The 15,709-nt window shown below is 72.7% G+C and carries 11 protein-coding genes; 4 read left to right on the top strand and 7 right to left on the bottom strand.

Annotation, left to right across the window (positions count from 1 at the left end; genetic code table 11):
• Positions 1-25 precede the first annotated feature (25 nt).
• The gene (gene pepN / locus ACIRRH_RS00180; RefSeq protein ID WP_403059446.1) at positions 26-2,617 is read left to right on the top strand and encodes an aminopeptidase N; all 2,592 of its coding nucleotides are present in this window, start codon (positions 26-28) and stop codon (positions 2,615-2,617) included.
• Between the two features lie 267 nt (positions 2,618-2,884).
• Here the strand turns inward: pepN and ACIRRH_RS00175 are convergent, their stop codons facing one another.
• The 4 genes from ACIRRH_RS00175 to ACIRRH_RS00160 all read right to left on the bottom strand — a co-directional run bounded on the left by ACIRRH_RS00175 (position 2,885) and on the right by ACIRRH_RS00160 (position 8,393).
• Complete coding sequence (locus tag ACIRRH_RS00175) at positions 2,885-4,192, bottom strand: glycoside hydrolase family 18 protein (RefSeq protein WP_403059443.1); 1,308 nt, start codon at positions 4,190-4,192, stop codon at positions 2,885-2,887.
• A 170-nt stretch (positions 4,193-4,362) separates the two neighbouring features.
• The gene (gene acnA / locus ACIRRH_RS00170; RefSeq protein WP_403059440.1) at positions 4,363-7,023 is read right to left on the bottom strand and encodes an aconitate hydratase AcnA; all 2,661 of its coding nucleotides are present in this window, start codon (positions 7,021-7,023) and stop codon (positions 4,363-4,365) included.
• A gap of 182 nt (positions 7,024-7,205) precedes the next feature.
• Positions 7,206-7,361: a hypothetical protein gene (locus tag ACIRRH_RS00165; protein WP_224284168.1), complete on the bottom strand. Its 156-nt coding sequence runs from the start codon at positions 7,359-7,361 to the stop codon at positions 7,206-7,208.
• 9 nt (positions 7,362-7,370) lie between these two features.
• The gene (locus ACIRRH_RS00160; RefSeq protein WP_403059437.1) at positions 7,371-8,393 is read right to left on the bottom strand and encodes a hypothetical protein; all 1,023 of its coding nucleotides are present in this window, start codon (positions 8,391-8,393) and stop codon (positions 7,371-7,373) included.
• 30 nt (positions 8,394-8,423) lie between these two features.
• Here ACIRRH_RS00160 and ACIRRH_RS00155 point away from each other — a divergent pair, with 30 nt between their 5' ends.
• From ACIRRH_RS00155 to ACIRRH_RS00145, 3 genes are all read left to right on the top strand, one after another.
• Complete coding sequence (locus ACIRRH_RS00155) at positions 8,424-8,771, top strand: hypothetical protein (protein WP_403059434.1); 348 nt, start codon at positions 8,424-8,426, stop codon at positions 8,769-8,771.
• 216 nt (positions 8,772-8,987) lie between these two features.
• Positions 8,988-9,407 (top strand): type II toxin-antitoxin system VapC family toxin, encoded by a 420-nt coding sequence (locus tag ACIRRH_RS00150; RefSeq protein WP_224285453.1) that lies wholly within the window; start codon positions 8,988-8,990, stop codon positions 9,405-9,407.
• A gap of 156 nt (positions 9,408-9,563) precedes the next feature.
• A complete protein-coding gene (locus ACIRRH_RS00145) occupies positions 9,564-10,097 on the top strand; it encodes a superoxide dismutase family protein (RefSeq protein ID WP_403059431.1) in 534 nt (177 codons plus the stop codon).
• Positions 10,098-10,175: 78 nt separating this feature from the next.
• Here the strand turns inward: ACIRRH_RS00145 and argF are convergent, their stop codons facing one another.
• The 3 genes from argF to ACIRRH_RS00130 form a co-directional block, all read right to left on the bottom strand.
• The gene (gene argF, locus ACIRRH_RS00140) at positions 10,176-11,177 is read right to left on the bottom strand and encodes an ornithine carbamoyltransferase (RefSeq protein ID WP_403059428.1); all 1,002 of its coding nucleotides are present in this window, start codon (positions 11,175-11,177) and stop codon (positions 10,176-10,178) included.
• Between the two features lie 124 nt (positions 11,178-11,301).
• A complete protein-coding gene (locus ACIRRH_RS00135; protein WP_403059425.1) occupies positions 11,302-14,010 on the bottom strand; it encodes a polynucleotide kinase-phosphatase in 2,709 nt (902 codons plus the stop codon).
• Positions 14,007-15,695, bottom strand: a complete 1,689-nt coding sequence (locus ACIRRH_RS00130; RefSeq protein WP_403059422.1) for a 3' terminal RNA ribose 2'-O-methyltransferase Hen1 — start codon at positions 15,693-15,695, stop codon at positions 14,007-14,009. The genes ACIRRH_RS00135 and ACIRRH_RS00130 overlap by 4 nt, the downstream gene beginning before the upstream one ends.
• Positions 15,696-15,709: the final 14 nt, after the last annotated feature.

The following is a 15,709-nucleotide window of genomic DNA, read 5'->3' as shown; positions in this document are numbered from 1 at the left end:
GCGAGCCGGACAAAGGAGTACCGCCGTGCCGGGCAAGAACCTCAGCCGCGACGAGGCGCAGCAGCGGGCCAGCATCCTGGCCGTGGACGGCTACCAGGTCCGGCTGGACGTGACCTCGGCCCCTGACCGGGAGGCCGGCACCTTCCGCTCCACCACCACCGTCACCTTCCGCTGCTCCCAGCCCGGTGCGGACACCTTCCTCGACCTGCTCGCCCCCGCCGTCCGCTCGGTCACCCTCAACGGCCGCGCCCTCGACCCGGCCACCGCCTACGACGGCGCCCGGGTGCACGTCGACGGCCTGGCCGCCGAGAACGTGCTGACCGTCGAGGCGGACTGCGCCTACAGCCGCACCGGCGAGGGCCTGCACCGCTTCGTCGACCCGGTGGACGGCGAGACCTACCTCTACACCCACTACGAGCCGGCCGACGCCCGCCGGGTGTTCGCGAACTTCGAGCAGCCCGACCTGAAGGCCCCGTTCACCTTCACCGTGACCGCCCCGGCCGCCTGGGACGTGTGGTCCAACGCCCCGCACGAGAACATCACCGAGCAGGACGCCGACCGCACCTGGGAGTTCGCGCCGACCAAGCCGATCTCCACCTACCTCACCGCCGTCGTCGCCGGCCCGTACCACGTCGCCCGCGACCACTACCGCCGCGAGCTGGCCGACGGCACCGCGCTGGAGATCCCGCTCTCCGCGATGTGCCGCCAGTCGCTGGCCCCGTACTTCGACGCGGACGAGATCCTCGGCGTCACCAAGCTCGGACTCGACTTCTTCCACGAGGAGTTCGACTACCCGTACCCCTTCGGCAAGTACGACCAGGCCTTCGTTCCCGAGTACAACATCGGCGCGATGGAGAACCCCGGCTGCGTCACCTTCCGCGAGGAGTTCGTCTTCCGCTCGAAGGTCACCGACGCCGCGTACGAGGGCCGGGCCAACGTCATCCTGCACGAGATGGCGCACATGTGGTTCGGCGACCTGGTCACCATGCGCTGGTGGGACGACCTGTGGCTGAAGGAGTCCTTCGCCGACTTCATGGGCTCCTACGGCCTGATCGGCGCCCGCACCCGCTACTCCTCGGCCTGGGTCACCTTCGCCAACCAGCGCAAGGCCTGGGCCTACCGGCAGGACCAGTTCCCCACCACCCACCCGATCACCGCGGACATCCGGGACCTCGAGGACGCCAAGCTCAACTTCGACGGCATCACCTACGCCAAGGGCGCCTCCGTCCTCAAGCAGCTGGTGGCGTACGTCGGTTCGGAGGCCTTCTTCGAGGGCGCCCGCCGCTACTTCAAGCGCCACGCCTTCGGCAACACCGAGCTGGGCGACCTGCTGGAGGTGCTGGAGGAGACCAGCGGCCGGGACCTCAAGGCCTGGGCCGCCGCCTGGCTCCAGACCTCCGGGGTCAACGCGCTCACCCCGCAGGTCACGGCCGACGCCGAGGGCCGGATCACCGAGCTGGCCGTGCTCCAGGACACTGCGGACGATCCTGCGACTGCGTCGCGTGGCGTCCTGCGCCCGCACCGGATCGCGGTCGGCCTGTACGACCGGGACGCCGACGGCGCCCTGGTGCGCACCGGGCGGATCGAACTGGACGTCACCGGCGCCCGGACCGTCGTCACCGAGGCCGCCGGCCTGCCCCGCCCGGCGCTGGTGCTGCTCAACGACGACGACCTGACCTACTGCAAGATCCGCTTCGACGAGGACTCGCTGGCGAACCTGCGCAGCGGCCTCGGCGACATCCGCGACGAGCTGGCCCGCGCACTCGCCTGGTCCGCGGTCTGGAACCTCACCCGGGACGGCCTGATGCCGGCCCGCGACTACGTCGCCCTGGTGCTGCGCTTCGCCGGCCAGGAGGGCAACATCGGCGTGCTCCAGTCGCTGCACACCCAGGCCAAGACCGCCGTCGACCTGTACGCCGACCCGGCCTGGCGCGGCGAGGGCGGCCGGCTGCTCGCCGACGGCGCCCTGCGCGAGCTGCGCGAGGCCGTCCCCGCCAGCGACCACCAGCTGGCCTGGGCCCGCTTCCTCGCCCAGACCGCGGGCGGCGCCGAGCACCTCGGTCTGGTCCGCGGCCTGCTGTCCGGCAGCGCCCGGGTCGACGGCCTGGAGGTCGACCAGGAGCTGCGCTGGTCGCTGTGGCTGGCGCTGGCCGCGGCCGGCCAGGCCACCGACGAGGAGCTGGCCGCCGAACTGGCCGCCGACAACACCGCGAGCGGCAAGCGCCACTACACCCAGTGCCTGGCCGCCCGGCCCACGGCGGAGGCCAAGGCCGCCGCCTGGTCGGCCGTGATCGACTCGGACGAGCTGCCGAGCGCCCTGGTCGAGGCCAACACCGCGGGCTTCTCGATCCCCTCCCAGCGCGACCTGAGCGCCCTCTACGCGGCGCCGTACTTCAAGCTGCTGGAGCGGATCTGGGCCGAGCGGACCATCGAGATCGCGATGCGGATCGTCGGCGGCTTCTTCCCGACCGCCCAGACCGACGAGCAGACCCTGGCCGAGGCCGACGCCTGGCTCGAAGGACACCCGCAGGCCGCGCCGGCGCTGCGCCGCCTGGTGCTGGAGCGCCGGGACGACCTGGCCCGCGCGCTGCGGGCTCAGGCCTGCGACCGGGCCTGACGGGCCGTACGGCCTGACGCCGTGGGCCCCGGCCGATCCTGGAACCCAGGGATCGGCCGGGGCCCACGGCCGTTCGAGGCGCGGGGAGTGCGCTCAGACGGCGCTCGCACCGACACCGTAGACGTCGGCGGTGTCCGGGGAGGCCGCGGCGAACGCACCGGTCACCTCGTGCACGGCCGCCCGGGCGAGCGCCGGCGCAGCCGACGGTGCAGCAGGGCCCGCCGCGGGTGCGTCCGCGGCGGGCCCTGGGTGCGGGGCGGGGAACGGTCAGTCGCGGCGCAGGCCGCGGTCCAGCGCGGCGATCGCGCTGCCCTGGGCGTCGTCGCCGTCCAGCGACCAGACCATCACGCCGGCCAGGTCGTTCCAGCGCGTGTACCGCGCCTTCTGGGTGAGCACCTCGGCGGTGTCGTAGCTGTAGAAGGTGGTGCCGTCGTACTTCCAGGACGCGCCGTGGTCGCGGTCCACGTAGACCTTGCCCGGCAGCGCGTTGATCTCCTGGTAGGAGTGGTCGGGCGCGGCCGCGGTGGCGCTCTGGAAGAGGCCGCCGCGCTTGCCGGGGGCGACGCCGGTCCAGCCGTGGCCGTACAGCGGGGCCCCGAGGACGAGCTGCTCGGAGGGCAGGCCGCGCTCCTGGTAGTGGGTGACGGCCGTGTCGGCGCTGCGCCGGCGCGGGTCCGGGTCGGCCGGGTCGGAGTACAGGTTGGCCTGGTGGTTGGCCGGGCCCTTGCCCTCCCACGGGCCGTGCAGGTCGTAGGTCATCACGTTCAGCCAGTCCACCGACTCGCTCAGCTCGGGCAGTTCGAGCCGGTCGGCGACGGTCTCGTTGGCGGCCACGGCGGCGGTCAGCAGGTAGTGCTTGCCCTTCTTGCCGCTCAGCGCGTCCAGCTGGTCGCGGAACTCCCGCATCAGCAGGGTGAAGTTGCGCCCGTCCTCGGGGCGGACCACGTTGCCCGCGTCCCCGCCGCCGCCCGGGTACTCCCAGTCGATGTCGATGCCGTCGAAGACGCCGGCGGCCGTGCCCTTGCCGCCCTCCGGGGAGTCGGCCAGGACCGGCAGGTCGCCCTTGAGGTAGAGGTCGATGCAGGAGGAGACGAACTTCTTGCGGGCCTGGTCGGTGGCGGCCGCGTCGGAGAAGTACTTGGACCAGGTCCAGCCGCCCAGCGAGATGACCGTGCGCAGCTGGGGGTTCTTCGCCTTGAGCTTGCGCAGCTGGTTGAAGTGGCCCTTCAGCTTCTGGCCCGGCGCGTCGGCCACGCCGTCCACCGACTCGGCCGCGGAGAAGGGGCGCTGGTAGTCGTTGCGTGCGTCGCCCTGGCCGGGCTCGTTGCTCTCGAAGCAGGTGCCGTCGGCGGAGACGTTGCCGAACGCGTAGTTGATGACGGTGAGCTTGGCCGCCTGGCCGGACTCCTGGACCCGCTTGGCGGAGCTGTCGGCGCCCCACTGGGTGAAGTAGCCGACCCGCTGGCCCTTCAGCTTCGGGCCGTGCCGTCCGTCGGCGGCGTTGGCGGTGGCGGGGGCGGCGAGCAGCGCGGCGACGGTGGCGGCGGCGAGCAGGGCTGAGGCGCGAGTGGGCATACCGGACCTGTTCTCTGAAGCGACGTCAAATGGTCTGGACCAGATGAGAGAGAGGTTTAGTCCATCTGCCGTTCACCGCACAAGGGGACGGGCCCGGTCGGTGCAGCATGCAAAAAGGGGGCCGGACCGCGAAGTGCGGTCCGGCCCCCCTCTCAGGCCTGTGCCGGGACTCAGCCGATCAGCGAGCGCAGCACGTACTGCAGGATGCCGCCGTTGCGGTAGTAGTCCGCCTCACCGGGGGTGTCGATGCGGACGACCGCGTCGAACTCGTTGCTGGTCCCGTCCGCGCCGACCGCCTTGACCTTGACGGTCTTCGGGGTGCGGCCCTCGTTGAGCTCGGTCACGCCGGTGATGGAGAAGGTCTCCTCGCCGGTCAGGCCGAGGGAGTCGGCGTTCTCGCCCTCCGGGAACTGCAGCGGCAGGACGCCCATGCCGATCAGGTTCGAGCGGTGGATGCGCTCGTACGACTCGGCGATGACGGCCTTGACGCCCAGCAGCGCGGTGCCCTTGGCGGCCCAGTCGCGGGACGAGCCGGAGCCGTACTCCTTGCCGGCCAGGACGACCAGCGGGGTACCGGCGGCCTGGTAGTTCTGCGAGGCGTCGTAGATGAACGACACCGGCGCGTCGGCCTGGGTGAAGTCGCGGGTGTAGCCGCCCTCGGTGCCCGGCGCGATCTGGTTGCGCAGGCGGATGTTGGCGAAGGTGCCGCGGATCATCACCTCGTGGTTGCCTCGACGGGAACCGTAGGAGTTGAAGTCGCGCTTCTCGACACCGTTGGCGGTCAGGTACTGCGCCGCCGGGGTGCCCGGCTTGATGTTGCCGGCCGGGGAGATGTGGTCGGTGGTGACCGAGTCGCCCAGCTTGGCCAGGACGCGGGCGCCGGCGATGTCGGTCACCGGGCTCGGGGTCTTGGCCATGCCCTCGAAGTACGGGGGCTTGCGGACGTAGGTGGACTCGGCGTCCCACTCGAAGGTGTTGCCGGTCGGGACCGGGAGCGACTGCCAGCGGTGGTCACCGGCGAAGACGTCCTGGTAGCCCTTGTCGAACATGGCCTCGTCGATGGAGCCGGCGACGGTGTCGGCGACCTCCTGCTCCGACGGCCAGATGTCGGCGAGGAAGACGTCGTTGCCGTCGGCGTCCTGGCCCAGGGCGTCCTTGGTGATGTCGACGTTCATGTTGCCGGCGAGGGCGTAGGCGACCACCAGCGGCGGGGAGGCCAGGTAGTTCATCTTGACGTCGGGGTTGATCCGGCCCTCGAAGTTGCGGTTGCCGGAGAGCACCGAGACGACCGCGAGGTCGGACTCGTTGACGGCGGCCGAGACCTCCTCGGGCAGCGGGCCCGAGTTGCCGATGCAGGTGACACAGCCGTAGCCGACCAGGTTGAAGCCCAGCTTCTCCATGTACGGGAGCAGGCCGGCCTTCTCGTAGTAGTCCATGACGACCTTGGAGCCGGGCGCCAGGGTGGTCTTGACCCAGGGCTTGACGTGCAGGCCCTTCTCCACGGCCTTCTTCGCCAGCAGGGCGGCGCCCAGCATGACGGAGGGGTTGGAGGTGTTGGTGCAGGAGGTGATCGAGGCGATCACGACCGCGCCGTTGTCGATCTCGTAGGTCGAACCGTCGGGGGCGGTGACGGCGGTCGACTTCGAGGCCTCGGCGGAGTAGGTCGGCAGCGCCTCGGCGAACTTCTGGGCGGCCTCGGCCAGCACGACGCGGTCCTGCGGGCGCTTCGGGCCGGAGATCGACGGGACGACGGTGGAGACGTCCAGCTCCAGGTACTCGGAGTAGACCGGCTCGTGCGACGGGTCGTGCCAGAGACCCTGCTCCTTGGCGTACGCCTCGACCAGGGCGAGCTGCTGCTCGTCGCGGCCGGTGAGCTTCAGGTAGTTGATGGTCTCGGCGTCGATCGGGAAGATCGCACAGGTCGAGCCGAACTCCGGCGACATGTTGCCGATGGTGGCGCGGTTGGCCAGCGGGATGGAGCCGATGCCGTCGCCGTAGAACTCGACGAACTTGCCGACCACACCGTGCTTGCGCAGCATCTCGGTGATGGTGAGCACCAGGTCGGTGGCGGTGGTGCCGGCCGGCAGCTCGCCGGTCAGCTTGAAGCCGACGACGCGCGGGATCAGCATGGAGACCGGCTGGCCGAGCATGGCGGCCTCGGCCTCGATGCCGCCGACGCCCCAGCCCAGCACGCCCAGGCCGTTGACCATGGTGGTGTGCGAGTCGGTGCCGACGCAGGTGTCCGGGTAGGCCTGGCCGCCGCGGACCATGACGGTGCGGGCCAGGTGCTCGATGTTCACCTGGTGGACGATGCCGGTGCCCGGCGGGACGACCTTGAACTCGTCGAAGGCGGTCTGGCCCCAGCGCAGGAACTGGTAGCGCTCCTTGTTGCGGCCGTACTCGATCTCGACGTTCTGGGTGAACGCGTCCTTGGTGCCGAACTTGTCGGCGATGACCGAGTGGTCGATGACCAGCTCGGCCGGGGCCAGCGGGTTGATCTTGGCCGGGTCGCCGCCCAGCTCCTTGACGGCCTCACGCATGGTGGCGAGGTCGACCACGCACGGCACACCGGTGAAGTCCTGCATGATCACGCGGGCCGGGGTGAACTGGATCTCCTGGCTCGGCTGGGCGTTCTCGTCCCAGCTGCCGAGGGCGCGGATGTGGTCGGCGGTGATGTTCGCGCCGTCCTCCGTGCGGAGCAGGTTCTCCAGCAGCACCTTGAGGCTGTACGGCAGCCGCTCGGAACCCTCGACGGCGGAGAGCTTGAAGATCTCGTACGACTCGTCGCCCACCTGCAGCGAGCTGCGGGCGTCGAAGCTGTTCGCGGACACGACTGACTCCTTCTGGGTGCTTCGTGCGATATCCGGCCGTCACGCGGTGGTAAGGTCAGCCTTACTTAGGCAGGCCTTGCCGCATCGCCGGCGAGCGCCTCTCGGCAAGTATCTTGATGTCGAGATATATCGTAAGGGGCAGTTATCTCGATGTCGAGATAAACCATAGTGCATGCCGTGGCTCACTGGTCGTCCGGGCCGCGCCGCTTGCGCTCCAGCCTGATCAGCCAGACCGCACCCGCCACGACCGCGGCCGCCATCAGCAGCACCACCACAAGCTCACCACCGGAACCGCCGGTCGGCGAGGGGGCGATGTCGGCCAGCAGGATCGTCGTCACTCTTTCTCCTTATGTTCGTGCCCGGTTCGCGCCCAGGCCCAGAACCAGCATCAACAGCACCGGGAACTCCAGATACGCGTGGTAGCTCGCCAACGCCGCGTACAGCGACCGGCCCTGGGCGTAGTCCACCGCGAACAGCAGCGCCAGCAGCACGCCGGCGCCCGCGCCCAGCACCCAGGCCCGGACCCCGCGCAGCGCCGGCACCCGGGCGTCGAAGCGCTCCGCGGCCTCCGGCGCGTACCGGGGCAGGAACCAGACCCAGACCACGTAGTGCATCGTCTGGAGGAAGGCGAACACCGCCAGGAAGCGCAGGCCCGCCTCCGGCGTCAGCCAGGCGGGCGGGGTGTAGGCGGCTGCCAGCCGGTCCGTCCAGCCGCCGGGGCGCTGGGACAGCACACCGTCCAGCAGACCGCTCAGCAGCAGCGCCGGCACCACCAGCACCCAGCCGGCCTGGAGCGCCAGGAACCCGGCCCGCCCCCGCCGCAGCCGGCGCGACCACTCGGCCAGGAACAGCAGCGGCACCACGTTGTGCAGATGGGCCAGCACCACGAAGTGGTACGCCGGGAAGGCCAGCGAGGCCGCCCCGGCCGCCACCAGCAGCACCGCGCCCGCCGCCAGGAGCCGGGGGCGGCCGCGCAGCCCGTACCGGCAGGCGGCCGCCAGCAGGCCGTACGCGAGCAGGATCTCCGCCGCCTGGGACGCCCGGGAGGGCGGCAGCAGGCGGCACAGCACGATGCCGGTCACCAGTGCCAGCAGCAGCCGCAGCAGCGGGCCGGTCAGGACGGTGGCGAAGCGGCCGGCCACGTAGCGCAGCTCCAGCACGTTGTGCAGCAGGCCGAACGCGGCCAGGCCCAGCACCGCCAGGCCGGTCGGCGCCCGCAGGGCCAGCGCCAGGGCGAGGACGGCCGACAGGACGAAGCCCGCGAACGGCGCGGCACCCAGCCGGGCGGCCGGACCGGGCGCGGGCCAGACGGCGCCCCCGGCCGCGGGTGCACCGACGTTCGTGGCCGCGCCTGCGCTCGTGGTCGCCACGTTCCCCCTCTTCATGGCACGATCCCCGCCGTGCGCTACCCGGTGGCCCTCGCCCTCACCCTGCTGACCGAGACCCCCGTCTACACCGCCGCCCTCGTCCGCGTCGGACGGGTCCGCCCCGGACGGGCGGCCGCGGCCGCCGTCCTGGTCAACCTGGTGACGCACCCGCTGCTCTGGTGGACCCTCCGGCACTGGACCGACGGACCGGCGGCAGCGTACTGGACGACCTTCGCACTCAGCGAGGCCGCGGTCTGCGCCGTCGAGGCGCTGCTGCTGTGCCCACTCGCCGGTCTGCGCCCGCGCGACCCGCTGCCCTGGATCGCCTCCGGCACCGCCAACGCCGCCTCCCTGCTGGCCGGACTGCTGGCCGGGAGCTGACCGGGTCGTCACGCGGTTTCCGAACTCAGGCGTCCGATCAGGCACAGCGGCGCAGCCCCCCACGTCGCCACGGAAGGGGACGGTCCGGCCGTTCCACGACGACGGCCGGAGCGCACCATGCCCGCCGACGGCGCCACCGCCGCATCCGGCCCGAAGGGCCGAGAGCCTTCCCGGTACGGTTGGCCGGGTGAGGCGCATGGCGAAGGGGGTCGGCCGGTGATCGTGGTGGACGCGTCCGCGCTGGTGCTGGCGCTCGCCGACGAGGGCCCGCGCGGGGCCGCCGCCCGGGCCGAACTCGCCGCCGACGGCGAGTGGCTGGCGCCCGAGCACATCGTGATCGAGGTGATGCAGTCGCTGCGCGGCCTCTACCTGGCCAAGGAACTGACCGCCGAGCGGGTCGCCGAAGTCACCGGCGAACTCGCCGAGGTGGCGGCCCACAAGGTCCGCAAGGTCGAGGTGGCGCCGCTGCTCGGGCGGATCTGGGAGCTCAAGGACAACCTGACCCCGGACGACGCCGCGTACGTCGCGGTCGCCGAGCGGTACGGGGTGCCGCTGGTCACCGCCGACCTGCGGCTGATGCGGGCCAGCGGGCCGCGCTGCGAGATCCGGGGGATCCGGCGCGAGCCGCCCGCCTGAGGCTCGCGGCCCGCACGGGCGGGGGCGCTCCCGGGCGGGGGCGCCCTCGGTGGCGGCGTCCTTCCCGGGGCAGTGTCCTTCCCGGGGCGGTGTCCTTCCCGGGGCGGCGCCGTTGAGCAGGGGGCCCCGTCGCCCCGCCCCCGAAAGGCCCGACCGATGACCGCTCCGCTCGCCGCCGCCCTGCTGCCACTGGCCCTGCTCGCCCCGGCCGCCTCACCGGTCACCGTCGTCGAGGCCGACTTCGACCCGGCCACCGCCTTCGTCCCGCCGGCCGCGATCAGCTACGCGAGCGACCTGGTGCCGTACGGCTCGCACGCCCGGATCGTCACCGACCACTCGGTGCCCGGGCGGACGGTGCTCACCCTGACGGCCTCCGGGCTCGCCCCCGGTCACGAGTTCCCGGTGCACCTGCACACCGGCGGCTGCGGGGCCGACCCGGCCTCCTCCGGGCCCCACTACCAGGACGCGGTCGACCCGGTGCAGCCGTCCACCGACCCGGCGTACGCCAACGGGCACAACGAGCTGCGGCTGGTGCTGCGCACCGACGGGCGGGGCGGGGGCAGCGCCACCACCGCGGTGGCCTGGCAGCCGCGGCCGGGCGAGGCCCGCTCGCTGGTGCTGCACGCGGGCACCCCGGCCGGCCCGCACGCGGCGGGCGACCGGGTGGCCTGCGTCAAGCTGGACGACTGAGGCCGGAGCCACCCGGAAGGCCGTCCGCAGCCCCGGGGGGTCGTCCGCTCCCGGGGCCGTCCGGAGTCCTCGGGCCGGTCAGGAGCCGAGGGTGGCGACCAGCACCGCCTTGATGGTGTGCAGCCGGTTCTCGGCCTGGTCGAACACGATGGAGTGCGCCGACTCGAACAGCTCGTCGGTGCACTCCAGCTCGGTCATGCCGGTCTCCTCGTACATCTGCCGCCCGACCACCGTGCCGAGGTCGTGGAAGGCGGGCAGGCAGTGCAGGAACTTCACGTCCGGGTTGCCGGTGGCCCGGACGGTGTCCATGGAGACCTGGTACGGCGCGAGCAGCTCGATCCGCTCGGCCCAGACCTCCTTGGGCTCGCCCATCGAGACCCAGACGTCGGTGTAGAGGAAGTCGACGCCGGCCACGCCCTCGGCCACGTCCTCGGTCAGGGTGATCCGGGCGCCGGTCGTCTCGGCCAGGGCCTGCGCCGACTTCTGCACCTCCTCGGTCGGCCAGAGCGCGCGCGGGGCGACGATCCGGATGTCCATGCCGAGCAGGGCGCCGGTGACCAGCAGCGAGTTGCCCATGTTGGAGCGGGCGTCGCCGAGGTAGGCGAGGGCGACGTCGGGGAGCGGCTTGACGGTGTGCTCGGTGATGGTGAGCACGTCGGCCAGCATCTGGGTGGGGTGCCACTCGTCGGTCAGGCCGTTCCAGACCGGGACGCCGGAGTACTCGGCGAGCTCCTCGACGACCTCCTGGCCGTGGCCGCGGTACTCGATACCGTCGAACATCCGGCCGAGCACCCGGGCGGTGTCCCTGATCGACTCCTTGTGGCCGATCTGCGAGCCCGCGGGGTCCAGGTAGGTGGTGGTGGCGCCCTGGTCGTGGGCGGCGACCTCGAAGGCGCAGCGGGTGCGGGTGGAGGTCTTCTCGAAGATCAGCGCGATGTTCCTGCCGCGCAGCCGGGGCTGCTCGGTGCCCGCGTACTTCGCCGCCTTGAGACCGGCGGCGAGGTCCACCAGGAAGCGGAACTCCTGGGGCGTGAAGTCGAGCTCCTTGAGGAAGTGCCTGTTCCGGAGGTTGAAGGCCATGCCGGGCTCCTGGGGTGACGGGACTGCGGGAAAGCGGCAAGTCTATACGATACTCGGAATTTCTATACAGAGGCAGGGCGGAGGAAGGGAGCCACGGGGCAACTCCCCTCCTCCGGCGCCACCGTCACAGCCGAGGATCGACCGGCTCCGACTCCAGCGCGAGCACCGCGAAGACCGGCTCGTGCACCCGCCACAGCGGCTCCCCCGCCGCCAGCCGGTCCAGCGCCTCCAGGCCCAGCGCGTACTCACGCAGCGCCAGCGAGCGCTTGTGGCCCAGCGCGCGCAGCCGCAGCCGGTCGAGGTGCTCGGTGTAGTCCGGGCCGTAGATGATCCGCAGGTACTCCCGGCCGCGCACCTTCACCCCGGGCTGCACCAGACCGCCCGGCCGGCCCTCGCCGCGCACCGTGCGCGCCGGCGAAACCAGCGGCTTGACCACCATTCCCTCGCCGCCCGCCGCGGTCAGCTCCTCCCACCAGGCGGTGGCGGCGGCCATCGAGGCCTCGTCCTCGGTGTCCACCAGGATCCGCCGGGTGCGGTGCAGCACCGGCTCTTTCCGGTGCTCCGGGCCTCCCGGGCCGCCGGTCGCGTGGGCGGTGGCGTCGGCAGTCGCGTCGGCGGTCGCGGCAGCGGTGTCGGCGGCCACCAGACGGTCGATCAGCTCCAGGTGCTCGTCGTGCGGGCGCACCGCGAGGTTCACTCCCTCGGCCGCGAGCAGCTGGAACGGCGCGAGCCGGATGCCCGACAGGCCCTCGGTCGGCCAGCAGTAGCGCCGGTACGCCTCGGTGAACGCCTGCGCGTCGGCCGCGCGCCGGCGCTGGCGGGCGGTCAGGTGGGCGAGGTCCAGACCGCGCCCGGCCGCCCGCTCCAGCGCGGACAGCACCTCCGGCAGCGCGGCGCCCGCCGCCGCGCCGACCGCCGCGTACTGACGGCGCAGCAGCTCCACCGCCTTCAGCGACCAGGGCATCAGCTCGGCGTCCAGCAGCAGCCAGTCGGTGGCCAGCTCCTCGAACAGCCCGGTGCGCTCGGCCGCCGCCCGGACCCGGTCGAGCACGGCACCGGCCAGCTCCCCGTCGGCGAGGAAGGCGCGGCCGGTCCGGGTCCAGATCGCGCCGGGGCCGGCCACGCCGAAGCGGCGCTCCAGCGCGGACTCGTCCCTGGCGACCAGCAGCACCGCGCGCGAGCCCATGTGCTTCTCCTCGCAGACCAGGTGCCGCACACCGTCCGCCCGGTAGCCGAGGAAGGCCTCCTCCGGGTGCTCCAGGTAGCCGTCCCGGCGCGAGGTGGCGCTCGGCGCCATGGTCGGCGGCAGGTAGGCGAGCAGCCTCGGGTCCAGCGCGAAGCGGCTCATCACCTCCAGCGCGGCGGCCGCGTTCTCCTCCCGGACGGCCACCCGCCCGTGCAGCCCGGTCTCGACGATCCGGCGCCCGGCCACGCCGGCGAGGTCCAGCGGACGGCCCTCGCGGGCACCCGGCGCATCGGTGATCAGCGGACGCACAGGGGCGTACCACTCGCGCTCGGCCCCGACGCTCACCAGCTCGCGCTCCGGGTAGCGCAGCGCGGTCAGGCTGCCACCGAAGACGCAGCCGGTGTCCAGGCAGACGGTGTTGTTGACGAAGCTCGCGGTCGGCACCGGGGTGTGGCCGTAGACCACCAGCGCCCGGCCCCGGTACTCCTCCGCCCACGGGTAGCGCACCGGCAGACCGTACTCGTCGGTCTCGCCGGTGGTCTCCCCGTACAGCGCGTGCGAGCGGACCCGGCCGGAGTTGCGGCCGTGGTACTTCTCCGGCAGGCCGGCGTGGCAGACCACCAGGGCGCCGCCGTCCAGCAGGTAGTGGCTGACCAGGCCGCGCATGAACGCGCGGGCCTCGGCCCGGAACTCCTCGCTCTCCCCCGCCAGCTGGTCCAGCGACTCCTGCAGGCCGTAGGCGATGTTGACCTTCTTGCCGTCCATCGCCCGGCCGAGCTTGTTCTCGTGGTTGCCCGGCACGCAGAGCGCGTGGCCGGCCGCCACCATGCCCATCACCAGGCGCAGCACGCCCGGGGTGTCGGGGCCGCGGTCGACCAGGTCACCGACGAAGACGGCGGTGCGGCCCGCGGGGTGCGCGGCGTCCACCGGGCGGCCCTCGGCGTCCCGGGTCAGGGTGTAGCCGAGGCGGGTCAGCAGGGTCTCCAGCTCGGAGCGGCAGCCGTGGACGTCGCCGACGATGTCGAACGGGCCGGTGAGGTGGCGCAGGTCGTTGTAGCGCTTCTCCAGCTCGATCCCGGCCGCCGCCACCTCGGCCTCGCCGCGCAGGACGTGCACCTTGCGGAAGCCCTCGCGCTCCAGGCCCCGGAGGGAACGGCGCAGCTCCCGGTGCTGGCGGGGGACGACGTGGGCCGGCAGCTGACGGTCCGGGCGGGAACGGTTGCGCTCGGCGCACACCCCCGGCGGAACGTCCAGGACGATCGCGATCGGCAGCACATCGTGCTCGCGGGCGATCGCGACCAGCTGACGGCGGGCCTCGGGCTGGACGTTGGTGGCGTCCACGACGGTCAGCCGGCCGGCCGCCAGGCGCTTGCCGACGATGTAGTGCAGGACGTCGAAGGCCTCGGCGGAGGCGGACTGGTCGTTCTCGTCGTCGGCGACCAGTCCTCGGCAGAAGTCGGAGGAGACCACCTGGGTGGGCAGGAAGTGGCGGCGGGCGAAGGTGGACTTGCCCGCGCCGCTGGTGCCGATCAGGACGACGAGGGAGACGTCGGTGACGGGGAGGCGGCGGGGGGTGGTGCCGCGCTCGGCCTGCGCCTGGTCCTGGCTCTCGTCGGGTGCGGCGCTCTCGGTCGCGTCGTCGGTCATCGGGGTTCGCCTCCTTCGGGCGTCGTGGTCGTGATGGTCTCGGTGAGTGTGGTGGGCGTGGTGGTCTCGGCGGGCGCGGTGGTCTCGGCGGGCGTGGTGGGCGTCGCCGTCGTGGTGGGTGCGGTGGCCGCGGTGAACAGGGCCAGCTGGGTCGGGGCGCCGACCTCCTCGTCCTCCGGGCCGACCGGGCGCAGCTCCACGGTGTAGCCGTACGCGGCGGCGATCTTCCCGGCCCAGGCGCGGAACTCCGCCCGGGACCACTCGAAGCGGTGGTCGGCGTGCCGGACGGCGCCCGCAGGCAGGCTCTCCCAGCGGACGTTGTACTCGGCGTTCGGCGTGGTGACCACGACCGTCCTCGGCCGGGCGGCACCGAACACCGCGTACTCCAGCGCGGGCAGCCGAGGCAGGTCCAGGTGCTCGATCACCTCGCACAGCACCGCCGCGTCGAAGCCCTTGAGCCGGGCATCGGTGTAGGTGAGCGCTCCCTGTGTCAGCGTCACCCGGGCGGCCTGACGCTCCGGCAAGCGCTCCAGACGCAGCTTACGGCTCGCCGCCCGCAGCGCCCGGGCGGAGACGTCCACGCCGAGGATTCCGGTGAACCGGGCGTCCTTGAGCAGCTCGGCGATCAACTCGCCCTGACCGCAGCCGAGATCGGCGACGCGGGCGGCGCCGGTCTCGCGCAGCGCATCGAGGATCGCGGTGCGGCGCTGCTCGGCGAGGGAGGGCCCGCGGGGCTGCTCCGGCACCGGGCCGGCCGCGCTGCCGTCCTCGGGACGCTCCCGGCCGTTCGTGTCGGGGCTCGCGCTGGGGTTCGCGTCGGGGTCCGCGTCGCCGGGCTCCTCCTCGGGCCGGTCGTCGACCGCGTTGTCGATCTCCTCGACCTCGCGGTCGTCGGCCTCCGCCAGCCGGGCCAGCTCCAGGCGCTCCATCGCGGCCCGGGTCAGCGACCAGCGCCGGGACAGGTAGCGGCGGGTGATCAGGGCGCGCTCCGGGTGGGCCGCCAGCCAGCCCTGACCGGCGGCGAGCAGCTTGTCCACCTCGTCCGGGGCGACCCAGTAGTGCTTGGCGCCGTCCAGCACCGGCAGCAGCACGTACAGGTGCTGGAGCGCGTCGGCGAGCCGTACCGTCCCGGAGGAGAGCGCGATCCGTACGTAGCGGGACTCGCCCCACTCGGGGAACGACTCGTCCAACGGGATCGCCGTCGCCTCGACCTGCCAGCCCAGCGGCTCGAACAGCCGGATGACCAGGGCCGGGCCACCGCTCTCGCCCGCGCCGTTCGCGGGCACGGCGGGCAGCTCGATCCGCAGCGGGCGGGCCCGCCCGGGCAGTTCGGGGCGGGCCGGGCAGGCGCCCTTCATCGCGGACCGGAACACCGTGCGCAGCGCCACCGCGAGCAGCGAGGACGCGGCGTACGGACGGTCGTTGACGTACTGGGCGAGCGCGAAGTCGGGCGAGCCGCCGCGCCCCCTGCCGTCGCCCCGACCCTTGCGGACCAGTGCGATCGGGTCGATGTCCAGCAGCAGCGCCGCCGTGCAGAGCTCGTCCTCCGCCTCGGGGTAGAAGACGTGGGCCTCGCCGTGCGACGTGGTGAACCGCTGGACCTTGCCGGGGTGCTTGTGCAGCAGGAACCCGAGGTCCGTGGCCGGGTCCTCGGCGCTGCCGGTGGTGGAGATCGACATGAACACCCGCCGAAGTATCG

The sequence above is a fragment of the Kitasatospora sp. NPDC101235 genome, from assembly GCF_044767505.1.
Taxonomy (GTDB): domain Bacteria; phylum Actinomycetota; class Actinomycetes; order Streptomycetales; family Streptomycetaceae; genus Kitasatospora.
This window is presented reverse-complemented; position numbering and strand designations above follow the sequence as displayed.

Bases quoted from the DNA above. Each gene is read 5' to 3' on its own strand.
- argF (WP_403059428.1), bottom strand. From the start codon at position 11,177: ATGGCCTTCAACCTCCGGAACAGGCACTTCCTCAAGGAGCTCGACTTC.
- ACIRRH_RS00175 (WP_403059443.1), bottom strand. From the start codon at position 4,192: ATGCCCACTCGCGCCTCAGCCCTGCTCGCCGCCGCCACCGTCGCCGCG.
- ACIRRH_RS00145 (WP_403059431.1), top strand. From the start codon at position 9,564: ATGACCGCTCCGCTCGCCGCCGCCCTGCTGCCACTGGCCCTGCTCGCC.
- ACIRRH_RS00135 (WP_403059425.1), bottom strand. From the start codon at position 14,010: ATGACCGACGACGCGACCGAGAGCGCCGCACCCGACGAGAGCCAGGAC.